The sequence below is a fragment of the Stenotrophomonas acidaminiphila genome (assembly GCF_014109845.1).
GTDB lineage: Bacteria > Pseudomonadota > Gammaproteobacteria > Xanthomonadales > Xanthomonadaceae > Stenotrophomonas > Stenotrophomonas acidaminiphila.
Window position 1 is genome coordinate 2,671,939 of the sequence record NZ_CP043567.1, and the last position, 15,903, is coordinate 2,687,841.

General features: G+C 70.5%; 15 protein-coding genes. All 15 read left to right on the forward strand.

Annotated elements, in window-relative coordinates:
* The 15 genes from fliM to F0P95_RS12285 all read left to right on the forward strand — a co-directional run bounded on the left by fliM (nucleotide 1) and on the right by F0P95_RS12285 (nucleotide 15,820).
* Nucleotides 1-1,017: a flagellar motor switch protein FliM gene (gene fliM, locus F0P95_RS12215; RefSeq protein ID WP_182334451.1), complete on the forward strand. Its 1,017-nt coding sequence runs from the start codon at nucleotides 1-3 to the stop codon at nucleotides 1,015-1,017.
* Nucleotides 1,010-1,369 carry a flagellar motor switch protein FliN gene (gene fliN, locus F0P95_RS12220; protein WP_182334452.1) on the forward strand — a complete coding sequence of 120 codons (360 nt, stop codon included), beginning with the start codon at nucleotides 1,010-1,012 and terminating at the stop codon, nucleotides 1,367-1,369. The genes fliM and fliN overlap by 8 nt, the downstream gene beginning before the upstream one ends.
* The gene (gene fliO, locus F0P95_RS12225; RefSeq protein WP_425515867.1) at nucleotides 1,366-1,791 is read left to right on the forward strand and encodes a flagellar biosynthetic protein FliO; all 426 of its coding nucleotides are present in this window, start codon (nucleotides 1,366-1,368) and stop codon (nucleotides 1,789-1,791) included. Before fliN ends, fliO begins: the two co-directional genes overlap by 4 nt.
* A 2-nt stretch (nucleotides 1,792-1,793) precedes the next feature.
* Nucleotides 1,794-2,576 carry a flagellar type III secretion system pore protein FliP gene (gene fliP / locus F0P95_RS12230; protein ID WP_182334453.1) on the forward strand — a complete coding sequence of 261 codons (783 nt, stop codon included), beginning with the start codon at nucleotides 1,794-1,796 and terminating at the stop codon, nucleotides 2,574-2,576.
* 73 nt (nucleotides 2,577-2,649) lie between these two features.
* A complete protein-coding gene (locus F0P95_RS12235) occupies nucleotides 2,650-2,919 on the forward strand; it encodes a flagellar biosynthetic protein FliQ (RefSeq protein ID WP_054665837.1) in 270 nt (89 codons plus the stop codon).
* 8 nt (nucleotides 2,920-2,927) lie between these two features.
* A complete protein-coding gene (gene fliR / locus F0P95_RS12240; protein ID WP_182334454.1) occupies nucleotides 2,928-3,719 on the forward strand; it encodes a flagellar biosynthetic protein FliR in 792 nt (263 codons plus the stop codon).
* Nucleotides 3,720-3,874: 155 nt separating this feature from the next.
* Nucleotides 3,875-5,959 carry a putative bifunctional diguanylate cyclase/phosphodiesterase gene (locus tag F0P95_RS12245; RefSeq protein ID WP_182334455.1) on the forward strand — a complete coding sequence of 695 codons (2,085 nt, stop codon included), beginning with the start codon at nucleotides 3,875-3,877 and terminating at the stop codon, nucleotides 5,957-5,959.
* Nucleotides 5,960-6,072: 113 nt separating this feature from the next.
* Entirely contained in the window at nucleotides 6,073-7,203 is a 1,131-nt protein-coding gene (flhB, locus tag F0P95_RS12250; RefSeq protein WP_182334456.1) for a flagellar biosynthesis protein FlhB, read from the forward strand.
* Complete coding sequence (gene flhA, locus F0P95_RS12255; RefSeq protein ID WP_182334457.1) at nucleotides 7,200-9,308, forward strand: flagellar biosynthesis protein FlhA; 2,109 nt, start codon at nucleotides 7,200-7,202, stop codon at nucleotides 9,306-9,308. The genes flhB and flhA overlap by 4 nt, the downstream gene beginning before the upstream one ends.
* A gap of 163 nt (nucleotides 9,309-9,471) precedes the next feature.
* Entirely contained in the window at nucleotides 9,472-11,178 is a 1,707-nt protein-coding gene (gene flhF, locus F0P95_RS12260) for a flagellar biosynthesis GTPase FlhF (protein WP_182334458.1), read from the forward strand.
* Nucleotides 11,165-12,049 carry a MinD/ParA family protein gene (locus F0P95_RS12265; RefSeq protein WP_182334459.1) on the forward strand — a complete coding sequence of 295 codons (885 nt, stop codon included), beginning with the start codon at nucleotides 11,165-11,167 and terminating at the stop codon, nucleotides 12,047-12,049. Before flhF ends, F0P95_RS12265 begins: the two co-directional genes overlap by 14 nt.
* Nucleotides 12,046-12,792 carry an RNA polymerase sigma factor FliA gene (locus F0P95_RS12270; RefSeq protein ID WP_182334460.1) on the forward strand — a complete coding sequence of 249 codons (747 nt, stop codon included), beginning with the start codon at nucleotides 12,046-12,048 and terminating at the stop codon, nucleotides 12,790-12,792. The genes F0P95_RS12265 and F0P95_RS12270 overlap by 4 nt, the downstream gene beginning before the upstream one ends.
* 13 nt (nucleotides 12,793-12,805) lie before the next feature.
* Entirely contained in the window at nucleotides 12,806-13,198 is a 393-nt protein-coding gene (gene cheY / locus F0P95_RS12275) for a chemotaxis response regulator CheY (RefSeq protein ID WP_182334461.1), read from the forward strand.
* Nucleotides 13,198-13,821 (forward strand): protein phosphatase CheZ, encoded by a 624-nt coding sequence (locus tag F0P95_RS12280; RefSeq protein WP_425515868.1) that lies wholly within the window; start codon nucleotides 13,198-13,200, stop codon nucleotides 13,819-13,821. Before cheY ends, F0P95_RS12280 begins: the two co-directional genes overlap by 1 nt.
* A 4-nt stretch (nucleotides 13,822-13,825) precedes the next feature.
* Nucleotides 13,826-15,820, forward strand: a complete 1,995-nt coding sequence (locus F0P95_RS12285; protein ID WP_182334462.1) for a chemotaxis protein CheA — start codon at nucleotides 13,826-13,828, stop codon at nucleotides 15,818-15,820.
* Nucleotides 15,821-15,903: the final 83 nt, after the last annotated feature.

Here is a 15,903-nt window from a genome sequence, read left to right on the forward strand (position 1 = left end):
ATGAGCATCAACGACCTGCTGTCCCAGGATGAAATCGACGCCCTGCTGCATGGTGTCGATTCCGGTACGGTGGACACCGTGGAACCCGAACCGCCCCCGGGCGAGGCGCGGCCCTACGATTTCGCCAGCCAGGACCGCATCATCCGCGGGCGCATGCCCACGCTGGAGATGGTCAACGAACGCTTCGTGCGCCTGTGGCGCATCGGCCTGTTCAACCTGATCCGGCGCTCGGCCGAAATCTCGGTGCGCGGCATCGAGCTGATCAAGTTCGGCGATTACCTGCATTCGCTGTACGTGCCCACCAACCTCAACCTGGTCCGCTTCAAGCCGCTGCGCGGCACCGGCCTGATCGTGTTCGAGCCGACCCTGGTGTTCGCGGTGGTGGACAACTTCTTCGGCGGCGACGGGCGTTACCACACCCGCATCGAGGGCCGCGAGTTCACCGCCACCGAGATGCGCGTGATCCAGTTGATGCTCAAGCAGGCCTTCGTCGACCTGCGCGAGGCCTGGAGCCCGGTGATGAACGTCGATTTCGACTACATCAATTCCGAGATCAACCCGCACTTCGCCAACATCGTCAGCCCGCGCGAGTACGTGGTGGTGTGCCGCTTCCACGTCGAGCTGGAAAGCGGTGGCGGCGACATCCACATCACCCTGCCGTACTCGATGCTGGAACCGATCCGCGAACTGCTCGACGCCGGCATCCAGAGCGACCGCAACGACCGCGACGAGAGCTGGGCGATCATGCTGCGCGAGCAGCTGGACACCGCCGAGGTGGAGCTGTCCAGCGTGATCGCGCGCCGGCGCATGAGCCTGCGCGAGCTCAGCCGGCTGAAGGTCGGCGACATCCTGCCCATCGAGATGCTCAAGGAAGTGCCGTTGTGCGTCGAGGGCATCCCGGTGTTCACCGGCGAGTTCGGCATCGCCGGCGACCGCAACGCCATCAAGATCACCGCTACCCATCCGCCGGGCAGGCCGCCGCGCCCGTCCGCGTCCCAGGAAAACTCCCATGACTGAGCACGATCCCTCCGAGACCACCGCACCCGCCGCGCCCGCCGCCGAGCCGGCGCAGTTCGCCAACCTGCAGGCCGAGGGCGACGGCAACACCGACCTCAACCTGGACGTGATCCTGGACGTGCCGGTGACGCTGTCGCTGGAAGTCGGGCGCGCGCGGGTGCCGATCCGCAACCTGCTGCAGCTCAACCAGGGCTCGGTGGTGGAACTGGAGCGCGGCGCCGGCGAATCGCTGGACGTGTTCGTCAATGGCACCCTGATCGCACACGGCGAGGTGGTGGTCATCAACGACCGCTTCGGCGTGCGCCTGACCGACGTGGTCAGCCCCAGCGAGCGCATCCGGAGACTGCGTTGAGCCTGCTGCCGGCCGCCGCCCTGGCCGTCGCCGCGATGGCCCAGGGCCATCCGCAGGCGGCGCCGGTCGGCCAGCACGCGGCCACCGCGCCGGGCCTGTTCGGCGCGGTGATGGCGCTGCTGGCGGTGCTGGCGCTGATCGTCGGTCTGGGCTGGCTGCTCAAGCGCATGCCCGGCAGCGGGTTCCGTCCCGCCGAAGGGCTGAAGCTGGTGGCCAGCCTCAACGTCGGCGCCAAGGAACGCGTGGTGGTGGTCGAGGTCAACGGCCAGCAACTGCTGCTGGGCGTGACCGGCGGCGGCATCAGCGCCCTGCATACCCTGCCCGAGCCGCTGCCCCCGCTGGCGCCGGCCACCCTGCCCAACCTGAAACACCTACCGAATTTCGCGCAGCTGCTGCAACAGAAGCTGCGCAAGGACGCCTGAGCATGCTGCCGCAACGCTTCAATTCCCGTTTCTGCTGCCAGCTGGCGATCGTGTTCGCGCTGCTGGCCCTGCCGCTGCTGGCCTGGGCGACCCCCGCCGCGCCGCAGATGCCGACCCTGCCCGACGTGAACGTCGGCAGGATCGGCGGCGCCCCGGTCAGCCTGCCGCTGCAGACGCTGCTGCTGATGACGGCGATCACCCTGCTGCCGTCGCTGCTGCTGGTACTGACCGCCTTCACCCGCATCATCATCGTGCTGGGCCTGCTGCGGCAGGCGATGGGCACCGGGCAGACGCCTTCCAACCAGGTATTGCTCGGGCTGGCGCTGTTCCTGACCGCGATGATCATGATGCCGGTCTGGGACAAGGCGTGGTCCACCGGCATGGCCCCGTATCTGGACGGCAAGATCGACTTCCAGACCGCGTGGACGCTGACCACCCAGCCGCTGCGTGCGTTCATGCTGGCGCAGGTGCGCGAGACCGACCTGATGACCTTCGCCGGGCTGGCCGGCCAGGGGCCCTACGCGGGCCCGGACGCGATCCCGTTCCCGGTGCTGGTGGCCTCGTTCGTCACCAGCGAGCTGAAGACCGCGTTCGAGATCGGCTTCCTGATCTTCATCCCGTTCGTGATCATCGACCTGGTGGTGTCCAGCGTGCTGATGTCGATGGGCATGATGATGCTCTCGCCGATGCTGATCTCGGCGCCGTTCAAGATCCTGCTGTTCGTACTGGTCGATGGCTGGGTGCTGGTGGTGGGCACGCTGGCGGCCAGTTTCAACGCGGTCTGAAGCACCGCGCGCCCGTCCCTGTCGTCCACACGTCCGCGCCGCGGCCCCGCTCCCTCCTGATCTCCGGCTTTCCATGTCCCCCGAACTTGCCCTTACCGAACTGCGCGGCGGCCTGGTCGCCACCCTCTGGATCGCCGGACCGCTGCTGGTCGTGGTACTGGTGGTCGGCGTGGTCATCGGCATCATCCAGGCTGCCACCCAGCTCAACGAGCCGACCATCGCCTTCATCGCCAAGGCCGCGGCGCTGACCGCGGCGCTGTTCGCGCTGGGCAGCCTGCTGCTTGGCCACCTGGTGGAATTCACCACCCTGCTGTTCCAGCGCATTCCGCACCTGATCGGCTAGGCGGCGCCATGGATCCGATCACCCGGATGATGATCGACGGCCAGCAGGCCTTCGCCATCATCGGCACCACGCTGTGGGTCATGCTGCGCATCGGCGCGATGCTGATGGCCATGCCGATGGTGGGCTCGCGCGCGGTCCCGGCGCGGGTGCGGGCGCTGCTCGCCGTGGCGTTGTCGGTGGCGCTGGCACCGGTGCTGCCGGCGGTACCGGCATGGAGCGGCTTCGATGCGGCCACGGTGCTGGGCATCGCCCGCGAGCTGGCGGTCGGGGTGAGCATCGGCTTCCTGCTGCGGCTGATCTTCGAGGCCGGCGCGATGGCCGGCGAGCTGGTCGCACAGGGCACCGGCCTGGCGTTCGCGCAGATGAGCGACCCGCTGCGCGGCGGCAGTTCCGGCGTGGTCGGGCAATGGTTCTACCTGCTGTTCGGGCTGCTGTTCTTCACCAGCAACGGCCACCTGGCGCTGATCTCGCTGCTGGTGGACAGCTACAGGACATTGCCGATCGGCACCGCGCTGCCCGACCCGCACGCGATGGCCGCACTGGCCCCGACCCTGTTCCTGCAGGTGTTCCGCGGCGCGCTGACCCTGGCGCTGCCGCTGGTAGTGGCGATGCTGGCGGTGAACCTGGCCTTCGGCGTGCTGGCCCGGGCCGCGCCGGCCCTGCACCCGATGCAGCTGGGCCTGCCGGTATCGCTGCTGCTGGGGTTGTTCCTGCTGGCGCTGCTGGCCGGGGAAATGGCCACGCCGGTGCAGCGCCTGTTCGACAGCGCGTTCGACGCGGCACGGCAAGTGGCGGGCTGAGCCGGCAGCGTGCCGGCGGGCGCATTCAGCACCCGCCCGCTTGCCTGTCGCACGCCGGCCCGGGATAGTCTGGAACCCGTGCCGGCATGGATTCGGCCGGCATCCACGGAAGCGTGGCACGCCCTGCGTGCCATCGGGCGCAGAGGGAGGATGCCATGCTTGCAGGAAGCTACAACCCGTTGCTGGTCGTGCTGTCGGTCCTGGTCGCGGTGCTCGCTTCGTTCACCGCGCTGGACATGGCGTCGCGGGTATCGGCCTCGCGTCATCGCGGCGCGGCCACCGGCTGGCTGCTCGCGGGCGCCGTCGCCATGGGCACCGGCATCTGGTCGATGCACTTCGTCGGCATGCTCGCCTTCCGCCTGCCGATTCCGCTCGGCTATGCCCTCTGGCCGACCATCGAATCGCTGCTGGTCGCCATCGCCACCTCGCTGTTCGCGCTGTGGCTGGTATCCCGCCCCACCCTGCCGCACCCGCGGCTGGCGCTGGGCGCGCTGCTCATGGGCCTGGGCATCGCCTGGATGCATTACGTGGGCATGGCCGCGCTGCGCATGCACCCGGCCATCGACTACGTGCCATCGCGGGTCGCGCTTTCCATCGCGATCGCGGTGCTTGCCTCGTGGGCGGCGCTGCACATCGCCTTGCGCATGCGCGCGCGGCAAGGCGCGTTGCCGCAGCGCGTGGCTGCCGCCGTGGTGATGGGCCTGGCCATCGTCGGCATGCACTACACCGGCATGGCCGCGGCACGGTTCCCGGCTGGCTCGGTGTGCGCCGCGGCGAGCAGCGGCGGGATCGGCGTGGAATGGCTGGCGGCCTGCGTGGTGCTGCTGACCGTGACGATGATGGCGGTGGTGCTGGTCATCTCGCTGTTCGAGCAGCGCATGCAGGCACGCCTGCTGCGGCGGCGCAACTCGACGTTGTCGGCCTCGCTGGACGATGCCCGCAAGGAGCTGTTCCATGCCAGCCGCCACGACTCGCTGACCGGCCTGCCCAACCGCCAGCTCTCGCACGAGCGCATCGACCAGCTGCTGCAGCACTGCCACGCGGCCCGGCTCGCATGCGCGGTGATGGCCCTGGACCTGGATGAGTTCCGCCATATCAACAGCGCATTCGGCGCGCAGGCCGGCGACACGGTGATGGTCGACGTGGCCGAACAGCTGCGCCGGCTGTTGCCGGACGGCGGCCTGGTCGGCCGCCTGGGCGGCGACAAGTACGTCATCGCGCTGCCGCTGGCCGACGATGCCGGCGCCGCGCCACTGGCCGAGCGCATCCTCGTCGCGCTCGGCGCGGTGCGCGTGGGCGGGCGCGACATGCGCGTCACCGCCAGCCTGGGGCTGGCGCTGTACCCGGCGCATGGCGCCACGGCCGCGCCGCTGGTGGCGCATGCCGAGATCGCCACCGGCCACGCCAAGCTGGCCGGCCGCAACACCCATGCCCGGTTCGCCGAATGGATGAGCGCCGACGCCGAGCAGGACCGGCGCCTGCTGCAGGACCTACGCCAGGCCGTCGGCACGCCGCAGCTGAGCCTGCATTACCAGCCGCGGGTGCACGCCGACAGCGGCCTGGTCACCGGCGCCGAGGCGCTGCTGCGCTGGCGCCATCCCGCGCACGGGCCGGTACCCAGCGGGCGCATCATCCGCCTGGCCGAACAGAACGGGCTGATGGAGGGAATCGGCCAGTGGGTACTGGACGAGGCGTGCCGGCAGATGCGCTGCTGGCACGATGCCGGCCATTCCAGCTGGCAGGTGTCGGTGAACCTGTCGGGGCTGCAGCTCGGTTCGCAGCGCCTGGTCCAGGACGTGCGCCAGGTCCTGCAGCGCCATGAACTGGAGCCGTCGCGGCTGGTGCTGGAAGTCAGCGAGAACGCGGTGACCCGCGACGCCGACGCCGCGGTTGCCGTGCTGCGCGCCATCGCCGCCCTGGGCGTGGGCATTTCCATAGACGACTTCGGCACCGGCTTCTCCAGCCTGCTGCAGCTGCGCCGGCTGCCCGCCACCGAGATCAAGATCGACAGCGCCTTCGTGATGGCGCTGGAAGACAGCGACGAGGACGTGGTGGTGGTCGCGGCGATCGTGGCGCTGGGCCACGCCCTGAACATGGAGGTGGTGGCCAAGGGCATCGAGACCCCGGGCCAGCGCACCTATGCCGAACGCCTGGGCTGCGACCACCTGCAGGGCTACCAGTTGGGGCGGCCGGTCGGCCCGGAGAGCTTCATGTGCCTGTACGCCGGCGGCGGGCTCTGACCCCCGGCGCCTGACCGGGCCCGGCACGCGCCCCCCGCCGGCCCACCGCCGGCCCCGGTGCGCTGGCCCGGTTCTTGCACGCCCCAGGCCGGATCCAGTACCCGCGCCAGGCCATGGCTGAAAACGAAGACGGCACCGAAAAAACCGAACAACCTACCGGCAAACGCCTGCGCGATGCCCGCGAGAAGGGCGACATACCGCGTTCGCGCGAACTGGCCACCGCCGCGGTGTTCGGTGCCGGCGTGATCGCCGTCGCCACCCTGTCCGGGGTGATCGGCGGCAATGCGCGTGCCTGGATGCGCACGGCGCTGGCCCCCGAGCCGGGCCTGTTGCAGACCCCCGACGCGCTGTTCGGCCATGCCGGGATGCTGTTGCTGCGGCTGCTGCTGGCGACCTGGCCGCTGCTGCTGGCGTGCCTGCTCGCCAGTTTCGTCTCGCCGCTGATCATGGGCGGGCTGCGGGTGTCGTCCAAGGCGCTCATGCCCGACCTGAACCGCATGAACCCGATGTCCGGGCTCAAGCGCATCTATGGCATGCAGTCGCTGGCGGAACTGGCCAAGTCGCTGCTGCGCATGCTGTTCGTCGGCAGCGCCGCCGGGCTGTGCATCTGGCACGGCTTCGACGCCCTGCGCACGCTGCCGCAGATGCCGCTGGAACGGGCGGTGCTCGACGGCCTGGGCTTCACCCTGCGGCTGCTGCTGGCCACGGCCGGGGCGCTGCTGCTGCTGGCCGCGATCGATGCGCCGTACCAGCACTGGAACTGGCTGCGCAAGCTGAAGATGACCCGCGACGAGGTCCGCCGCGAGATGAAGGAAAGCGAGGGCAGCCCCGAGGTCAAGGGCCGCATCCGCCAGATGCAGATGCAGCTCTCGCAGCGGCGGATGATGGAGGCCGTTCCCGGTGCCGACGTGGTCGTGGTCAACCCGACCCACTATGCGGTGGCGCTCAAGTACGAGGCCGGGCGCATGAACGCGCCGACCGTGGTGGCCCGCGGCGTGGACGAGCTGGCCCTGCGGATCCGCCAGGTCGCCGACGGCAACCGCGTGGCCATCGTCTCGGCACCGCCGTTGGCACGCGCCTTGTATAGGGAAAGCCAACTCGGCAAGGAAATCCCCGTGAGACTGTATTCGGCCGTCGCCCAGATCCTGTCCTACGTCTACCAGCTGCGCACCTGGCGCGGCGGGCCGATGCCGCAGCAGCCGGCCATCGACATCGACGAGTTCGGCAAGGGGGCCCGCCCATGAGCGCCCAGCCCATGCCCGCCACCGCGCGCCGCCTGCTCGATGCGATCCGCCAGGGGTTCGGCGCGCCGCTGATCGTGCTGGCGCTGCTGGCGATGGTGGTGGTGCCGCTGGCCGCACCGGTGCTGGACGCGCTGTTCACCTTCAACATCGCCATTTCGCTGATGGTGCTGCTGGCGGTGGTGTACGTGAAGCGGCCGCTGGACTTCACCATCTTCCCGATCGTGCTGCTGGTCACCACCATGCTGCGGCTGGCGCTGAACGTGGCCTCCACCCGCGTCATCCTGCTCAACGGCCAGAATGGCCACGAGGCCGCGGGCAAGGTCATCGCCTCGTTCGGCGAGTTCGTGATCGGCGGCAACTACGCGGTCGGCATCGTGGTGTTCGCGATCCTGACCATCATCAACTTCGTGGTCATCACCAAGGGCGCCGGACGCGTGTCGGAAGTGACCGCGCGCTTCATCCTCGACGCCATGCCCGGCAAGCAGATGGCGATCGACGCCGACCTCAACGCCGGCCTGCTGACCCGCGAGGAAGCCAAGGCGCGGCGCGAGGAAGTGCGCGAGGAAGCCGACTTCTACGGTGCGATGGACGGCGCCAGCAAGTTCATCCGCGGCGACGCCATCGCCGGCATCCTGATCCTGTTCATCAACCTGCTCGGCGGCCTGGCGGTGGGCGTGCTCCAGCACGGCATGCCGTTCGCCGACGCAGCCTCCACCTACACCCTGCTGTCCATCGGCGACGGCCTGGTGGCGCAGCTGCCGGCGCTGCTGGTGTCCAGCGCGGTGGCGATGCTGGTGACGCGCGCCTCGCGCGCCCAGGACATGAGCCAGGCCATGATGGGCCAGGTATTCGGCCAGTACCGGGCGCTGGCCATCGCCGCGGCCATCATCGGCCTGGTCGGGCTGGTCCCGGGCATGCCCAACCTGGCGTTCCTGGTGCTGGCGTCGATCCTCGGCTTCCTGGCCTGGAAACTGTGGAAGCGCGACACGGCTGCCGCAGCGGCCGCCAGCGCCGAGGCCGGCGCGGCCGCCGCCGGCGAGATCCCCGGCCTGCTCGGCGCGCAGCCGGCGCCGACCGCCGAACTGAGCTGGGACGAACTGCGCCCGGTCGACCCGCTGGGGCTGGAGGTCGGTTACCGGCTGATCCCGCTGGTGGACAAGGCCCAGGGCGGCGAACTGATGGCACGCATCAAGGGCGTGCGCCGCAAGCTCACCCAGGACGTGGGCTTCCTGATCCCGTCGGTGCACATCCGCGACAACCTCGAGCTGGCGCCCACCACCTACCGGGTGCTGATCCACGGCGTGCCGGTCGCCAGCGCCGAGATCCATCCCGACCGCGAGCTGGCACTGGACCCCGGCAGCGCGATGGGCCAGTTGGACGGCATTCCCGGCAAGGACCCGGCCTTCGGCCTGGACGCCACCTGGATCCAGCCGCACCAGCGCGCCCATGCCGAGTCGCTGGGCTACACCGTGGTCGACCCGGCCACGGTGGTCGCCACCCACCTGTCGCACCTGATCCGCGAGCACGCGCCGGAACTGCTGGGCCACGAGGAAGTGCAGCAGCTGCTGGCGACCCTGGCCAAGAGCGCGCCCAAGCTGGTCGAGGACCTGACCCCCAAGGCGCTGCCGATCTCGGTGGTGGCGCGGGTGCTGCAGAACCTGCTGATCGAGCGCATTCCGATCCGGCAGCTGCGCAAGATCGCCGAGGCGCTGGTCGAGAACGCCCCGCTCAGCCAGGACCCGACCGCGCTGACCGTGGCGGTGCGCAACGCGCTGGGCCGGTTCATCGTGCAGGAGATCGCCGGCATGTCGCCGGAACTGCCGGTGTTCACCCTGAACCCGCAACTGGAACGGGTCTTGCAGGAATCCACGCAGGGCAACGGTGCCGCGCTGGAACCCGGTCTCGCCGAGCGCCTCCACCAGAGTCTTGCCGAATGTGTCGGCAAGCAGGAGGCGCGGAACGAGCCGGCCGTGGTGCTGGTACCGGGCCCGGTCCGCGCCGCCCTCGCGCGGATGGTCCGCCACAGCGTCCCCTCGCTGTCGGTGCTGGCCTACAGCGAGGTACCGGAAGACAAGCGCCTGAAGCTGGTCGGCACGATCAGCTGAGGACAGCCTGGAAACCGGCGGCGGCGCAGGACGACGTCAAAGAACGGACACCTAGCCGGCCACCGCCACACACGAAGGACGAGGAGCACGCACCGCCATGCACGACACCGCCAACGCCACTGCTCCCGCGTCGCACCCGCACACGAATTCCCGGTACTCCAGCATGAAGATCAAACGTTTCGTCGCCGCCGACATGCGCACCGCCATGAACCTGGTGCGCAAGGAACATGGCCCCGACGCCGTCATCCTGTCCAATCGCCGGATCGAGGAAGGCGTCGAGATCGTGGCGGCCGCCCACTACGACGAAAGCGTCGTGCAGCGCGCCCTGGAAGCCGCCCGCCCGGCACCGCCGCCGGCGCCCAAGCCGCGCAGCGCCGCCGAGGCGATCATCGCCGCGGTGACCCGCCGCAAGACCCCGGAACCGGAACCGGTGGTGGCCACCGCCTCGGCCGTTGCCGCCCTCGCCCGCTCGGCGGTCGGCGCCACCGGCCGCTCCATCGACAGCAGCGTCGAGCTGGCCCCGGGCAGCCGCTTTTCCTCGCTGCTCAAGCCGCAGCCCGCCCACGCCCCTGCCCCCGCCGTCGCACGCCAGCCCGCGCTGCCGGAACAGATCTTCGCGACCTTCCCGGCGGTGCCGGACGATACGCCGGTAGTGCCGGCATTCCGCCCGGAGGGCTTCGCCGTCGCCGCACCGGCAGTGGCGCCCGCCGCCGGCAACCGCGCCCACTTCGCGATCGATCCGCCACCGGAGGCACCGGCCCGGCAGGTGGCCGCGGCGGCCACACGGATCGAGGCGGCCATCGTCCCGCCCGCCATGCCGGATGCCGTCGCACCGGCACTGCCGGCCGAACCGGCAGCGCCCGTCGCCTCCCCGGCCGCAGCCACCGTCAATGTTCCGGCGCCGGCCGTGGACACCGCCGTCGCCGCGCCCGTGCTGAGCGTGGTGGCCGCGGCGCCGCGCGACGACCGCCAGCTGGCCGAGCTGCGCCAGGAAGTGGCCGGCATGCGCCAGCTGATCGAGCGCGAAATGAACCGCTTCACCGACGAACGCCTGCGCGGCAGCCCGGTGCGCGCCAACGCCCTGGACCTGATGGACGAGTACGGCTTCGACGCCGGCCTGGCCCGCGACGTGGCGGTACAGATGCCGGCCGATATCGACCCGGCACGCGCCCGCGGGCTGATGCTGGGGCTGATCTCCAAGAAACTGCCGATCGCCCCGGTCGACCCGATCGAGGCCGGCGGGGTCATCGCCCTGGTCGGCCCGACCGGCGCCGGCAAGACCACCACCATCGCAAAGCTGGCCTCGCGCTTCGCCGAAGCCCACGCCGCCCGCGACGTGGCCCTGGTCACCACCGACACCCAGCGCATCGGCGCCCGCGAGCAGCTGTACGGCTTCGGCCGCCAGCTCGGCATCGCCGTGCACGAAGCCAGCAGCGGCACCAACCTCAACCAGCTGCTGGAGCGCCTGGCCGACTACAAGCTGGTGCTGATCGACACCGCCGGACTGGGCCAGCGCGACCGCGCCCTGACCGCGCAGCTGCAGTGGCTGCGCGCCGCCGGCCAGATCCGCACCCTGCTGGTGCTGCCGGCCAACACCAGCTTCCAGGACATGGACGAGGTGGTGCGCCGCTTCGGCGCGGCCAACCCGCAGGGCCTGGTACTGACCAAGCTGGACGAGACCGGCCGCTTCGGCTCGGCCCTTTCGGTGGCCGTGGACCATCGCCTGCCGATCACCTGGGTGACCGACGGACAGGACGTGCCGGAAGACCTGCACCGCGCCTCGGCGGCCAATCTGGTGCTTCGCCTTGAAGATTTGCGCCGCGCGGCCGATATGCCCTGCAACCCGGAGTTGAACCATGCCGTCGCGTGAGTACGCCAAGCTGACCAATGCCTTCCCGCTGTCGGCCACCCGCCGCCAGCCCGCGGGCCCCGTGCGCACCATCGCGGTGACCGGCGGCAAGGGCGGCGTGGGCAAGACCAACGTCTCGGCCAACCTGGCCGTGGCGCTGGCCGGCATGGGCAAGCGCACGCTGCTGCTGGACGCCGACCTCGGCCTGGCCAACATCGACGTCATCCTCGGCCTGCAGCCCAAGCACACCCTGGCCGACCTGGTCGCCGGGCGCTGCACGCTGGAGGACGTCATCATCGAAGGCCCCGACGGCCTGCTGGTGGTGCCGGCCGCGTCCGGCCGCCGGCACATGGCCGAACTGCAGCCGGCCGAGCACGTCGGCCTGGTCAACGTGTTCTCCGAGCTGGAACGCGACCTGGACGTGATGATCATCGACACCGCCGCCGGCATCACCGACAGCGTGTTGACCTTCTGCCAGGCCGCGCAGGACACCGTGGTGGTGGTCTGCGACGAGCCGGCCTCGATCACCGACGCCTACGCGCTGATCAAGGTGCTCTCGCGCGAGCGCGGGGTCGACCGGATCCAGGTCGTGGCCAACATGGCCCGCGACCCCAACGAAGGCCGCATGCTGTACGAGAAGCTGGTGCGGGTGTGCGAGAAGTTCCTGACCGACGTCTCGCTCAACTACCTGGGCTGCGTGCCGCAGGACGACTGGCTGCGCCTGTCGGTGCAGCGCCAGCAGCCGGTGGTCAAGCTGTACCCGTCGGCGCCGGCGGCGCTGGCGCTGCAGGAGATCGCCCGCCGCACCGCCCGCTGGCAGGCGCCGACCGAGCCGCGCGGCGGCGTCGAGTTCTTCCTGGAGCGCATCATCCAGCGCGGGGTGGCGACATGAACCCGGCCGCCCATTACCGCGAAGTCCAGCGCGCCAGCGCCAACGACTGCATCGCCCGCCATTCGGACCTGGTGCGGCGCATCGCCCACCACCTGGCGGCGCGCCTGCCGGCCAGCGTCGAGATCGACGACCTGATCCAGGCCGGCATGATGGGCCTGATCGAAGCCTCGCGCAGCTACGACGCCGAACAGGGCGCCTCGTTCGAGACCTACGCCTCGATCCGCATCCGCGGCTCGATGATCGACGAGATCCGCCGTGGCGACTGGGTGCCGCGCTCGGTGCATCGCCGCGCCCGCGATGCCGCCGCCACCATCCGCCGCATCGAACAGAGCACCGGCCGCGCCGCCAGCGCGACCGAGGTGGCGCAGGCCATGGACATGCCGCTGCCCGAGTACATGCGGCTGATCGAGGACGCCGCGCGCGGCCAGGTGCTGAGCCTGGAATCGCGGATCGAGGACCAGGGCGAGCTGGACACGCCGGCCACCGGCGGCCCGACCCCGCAGCAGGTGCTCGAGCGCAGCCAGTTCGGCGAGGAACTGGGCAAGGCCATCGGCCAGCTGCCCGAGCGCGAACAGCTGGTGCTGTCGCTGTACTACGAGCAGGAGCTGAACCTGAAGGAGATCGGCGCGGTGCTCGGGGTCAGCGAGTCGCGCGTGTGCCAGATCCACGGCCAGGCCATGCTGCGGCTGCGTGGCCGGCTGAAGATTTTCGAGGCGGCCGACGCCGGCCTCGTCGAACCATGAAGAGGAACACCTTTTGAACAAGAACATGCGGATCCTGATCGTCGACGACTTCTCGACCATGCGGCGCATCGTCAAGAACCTGCTGGGCGACCTGGGCTTCACCAACACCGCCGAAGCCGAGGACGGGCATGCCGCGCTGGCGCTGTTGAACAGCCAGCCGTTCGATTTCGTGATCACCGACTGGAACATGCCGGTGATGACCGGCATCGAACTGCTCAAGGCGATCCGCGCCGATGCCAGGCTCAAGACCCTGCCGGTGCTGATGGTCACCGCCGAGGCCAAGCGCGAGCAGATCATCGAGGCCGCGCAGTGCGGCGTGAACGGCTACATCATCAAGCCGTTCACCGCGCAGACCCTGGAAGAGAAGCTGGGCAAGATCTTCGAGCGGCTGGCAGCGAGCGCCTGATGACCATGTCCAGCGGAACTCCGAGCGAGAAATCGGTCCTGGTGCAGCACCTGCAGGACGCGCTGGCAGCGCTGGAAGGCGGCGACGAGAACGGCTGGCGCCGTGAAATCGACGCGCTGGCCGCGCTGCGCACGCAGCCGATGATGGCCGGGCTGGGGCGCCTTGCGCGCGAGCTGGGCCAGGCCCTGGGCGAGCTGCCGACGGTCCCCACCGAGGCCGGCGAGCTGGACGATGCCTGCGCGCGCCTGGACCACGTGGTGGAGATGACCGAAAAAGCGACCCACCGCACCCTGGACCTGGCCGAGCAGTGCCGCGAGCTGGTCAGCGGGCTGCGCGAGGGCAGCGTGCCGGCGATCGAACACGAGCAGGCGCTGGAGCGCATCCGCCACAACCTCACCGAGATCGCCCTGACCCAGAGCTACCAGGACCTGACCGGCCAGATCATCCGCCGCGTGGTCGGCATCGTGCGCCGCGTGCACGAGGGTTTCGGCGCGCTCGGCCTGCCGCCACCGGAAGACGAGGCGCGCGGTCGCGGCCTCGCCGGCCCGGCGCTGGAAGGCATCGACCGCCACGCCGTCAGCCAGAACGACGCCGACGACCTGCTCTCCAACCTGGGGCTGTGATGCCATGAGCGCCTTCGCCGACGACATCGCCGCCGATTTCATCATCGAGGCCCAGGAAATCCTGGATCGCCTCGGCGAACAGCTGGTCGCCCTGGAGCAGTCGCCCCAGGACAACGACCAGCTCAACGCGGTGTTCCGCGGCTTCCACACGCTCAAGGGCGGCGCCGGCTTCCTCGGCATCAACGCCATGGTCGAGCTGTGCCACGCCGCCGAGGAAACCCTGGGCATGGCGCGCTCGGGCAAGGCGGTACTGCAGGCGCACCACTTCGACGCCGCGCAGCAGTCGCTGGACTGGCTGCAGGCGATGCTCGACGCGGTGTCGGCCGGCACCGATCCGCAGCACGCGCCGCCGTCGCTGATCGCGCTGTTCGACGTCGATGCGACCCCGGCCCCCGCGGCGCCGGTCGCGGCGGCCGCGCCGGTCGCGGCGCCGGCCGGCGACCTGATCACCGAAGACGAATTCGAGAACCTGCTCGACCAGCTGCACGGCGGCGCCGCTCCCGGCACCCGCCCGGCAGCGGCCAGCACCGCGCCAGCCGCCAGCCGCACGGGCGGCGACCTGATCACCGAGGACGAGTTCGAGAGCCTGCTCGACCAGCTGCATGGCGGCGCCGCCCCCGGCACCCGCCCCGTCGCGGCCACCGCCCGCCCGGCCGCACCGGCCCGGGGCGGCGACGACCTGATCAGCGAGGACGAATTCGAGGCCCTGCTCGACACCCTGCATGCCGGCGCCGCTCCCGGCGCCCGTACACTGCCGGCCGCCGCAGCCGCCGTGCCCCCGGCACCGGCTCCGGCCGCCCCGGCACGCGCGGCCCCCCCGGTACCGGCCGCGGCCAAGGCTGCGGTCGAGCCGGAACAGACCGTGCGCGTGGACACCAAGCGCCTGGATGCCATCGTCAACCTGATCGGCGAACTGGTGCTCTCGCGCAACCGGCTCAAGACCCTGCGCGCACGGCTGAAGGACGAAGAACTCGACCGGGCCGTGTCCACCCTGGACATCGCCACCGCGCGCCTGCAGTCGGCGGTGATGCGCACCCGCATGCAGCCGGTCGGCAAGGTGTTCTCGCGCTTTCCCAAGGTCGCCCGCGACGTCGCCCGCAGCCTGAAGAAGGAAGTGGACCTGGAACTGATCGGCGCCGAGACCGAACTCGACCGCAACCTGGTCGAGGCGCTGGCCGATCCGCTGGTGCACCTGGTCCGCAACGCCATCGACCATGGCGTGGAAATGCCCGACCTGCGCGAAGCGCAGGGCAAGCCGCGCATGGGCCGGGTGCGGCTGTCGGCGCAGCAGGAAGGCGACTACGTCAGCATCGAGGTGCAGGACGACGGCGCCGGCATCGATCCCGAGCGGCTGCGCGCCAAGGCCCGCGAGAAGGGCCTGCTGGACCCGGAGGCGGCGGCACGGCTGAGCAGCGAGGAATGCCTGCACCTGGTGTTCCTGCCCGGCTTCTCGACCAAGCAGCAGGTCACCGATATTTCCGGCCGCGGCGTCGGCATGGACGTGGTGCAGTCGCGCATCCGCGAACTGAGCGGGCAGATCCAGATCCAGTCGGAACTGGGCCGCGGCAGCCGCTTCCTGATCCGCGTGCCGCTGACCCTGGCGATCCTGCCGACCCTGCTGGTGCAGGCCGGCGAGGACATCTACGCGCTGCCGCTGGCACGGGTGATGGAAGTGCTGCACGCACCGCGCACCTCGCTGGGCTGGTTCGACGGCCGCGCCGTGCTTGATCGCAAGTCGCACACGCTGGCGCTGGTGGACCTGCGCCAGTGGCTGGACGTGGAACCGGCGCAGTCGACCCTGCTCACCATCGTGGTGCTGCAGATCGGCGAGGCCCGCTTCGGCCTGGTCGTGGACCAGGTGCGCGGCCGCGAGGAAGTGGTGATCAAGCCGCTGCCCAAGGCGCTGCGCGGGCTGAAGGGCTATGCCGGCGCCACCCTGATCGGCGACGGCCGCATGGCGCTGATCCTGGACGTGGACGGGCTGCGCAGCCAGGAGTAAGCCCGCCGGTCGCGCCGGTAGCGGCGCATGACCGCCGCAGCCCGCGGCCACACCCGCCCGCCGCGCCCGCGGCCGCCCCCCCA

Coding starts and splice junctions, on each gene's coding strand:
- fliM (WP_182334451.1), top strand. CDS start 1: ATGAGCATCAACGACCTGCTGTCCCAGGATGAAATCGACGCCCTGCTG.
- fliN (WP_182334452.1), top strand. CDS start 1,010: ATGACTGAGCACGATCCCTCCGAGACCACCGCACCCGCCGCGCCCGCC.
- fliP (WP_182334453.1), top strand. CDS start 1,794: ATGCTGCCGCAACGCTTCAATTCCCGTTTCTGCTGCCAGCTGGCGATC.
- F0P95_RS12235 (WP_054665837.1), top strand. CDS start 2,650: ATGTCCCCCGAACTTGCCCTTACCGAACTGCGCGGCGGCCTGGTCGCC.
- fliR (WP_182334454.1), top strand. CDS start 2,928: ATGGATCCGATCACCCGGATGATGATCGACGGCCAGCAGGCCTTCGCC.
- F0P95_RS12245 (WP_182334455.1), top strand. CDS start 3,875: ATGCTTGCAGGAAGCTACAACCCGTTGCTGGTCGTGCTGTCGGTCCTG.
- flhB (WP_182334456.1), top strand. CDS start 6,073: ATGGCTGAAAACGAAGACGGCACCGAAAAAACCGAACAACCTACCGGC.
- flhA (WP_182334457.1), top strand. CDS start 7,200: ATGAGCGCCCAGCCCATGCCCGCCACCGCGCGCCGCCTGCTCGATGCG.
- flhF (WP_182334458.1), top strand. CDS start 9,472: ATGAAGATCAAACGTTTCGTCGCCGCCGACATGCGCACCGCCATGAAC.
- F0P95_RS12265 (WP_182334459.1), top strand. CDS start 11,165: ATGCCGTCGCGTGAGTACGCCAAGCTGACCAATGCCTTCCCGCTGTCG.
- F0P95_RS12270 (WP_182334460.1), top strand. CDS start 12,046: ATGAACCCGGCCGCCCATTACCGCGAAGTCCAGCGCGCCAGCGCCAAC.
- F0P95_RS12280 (WP_425515868.1), top strand. CDS start 13,198: ATGACCATGTCCAGCGGAACTCCGAGCGAGAAATCGGTCCTGGTGCAG.
- F0P95_RS12285 (WP_182334462.1), top strand. CDS start 13,826: ATGAGCGCCTTCGCCGACGACATCGCCGCCGATTTCATCATCGAGGCC.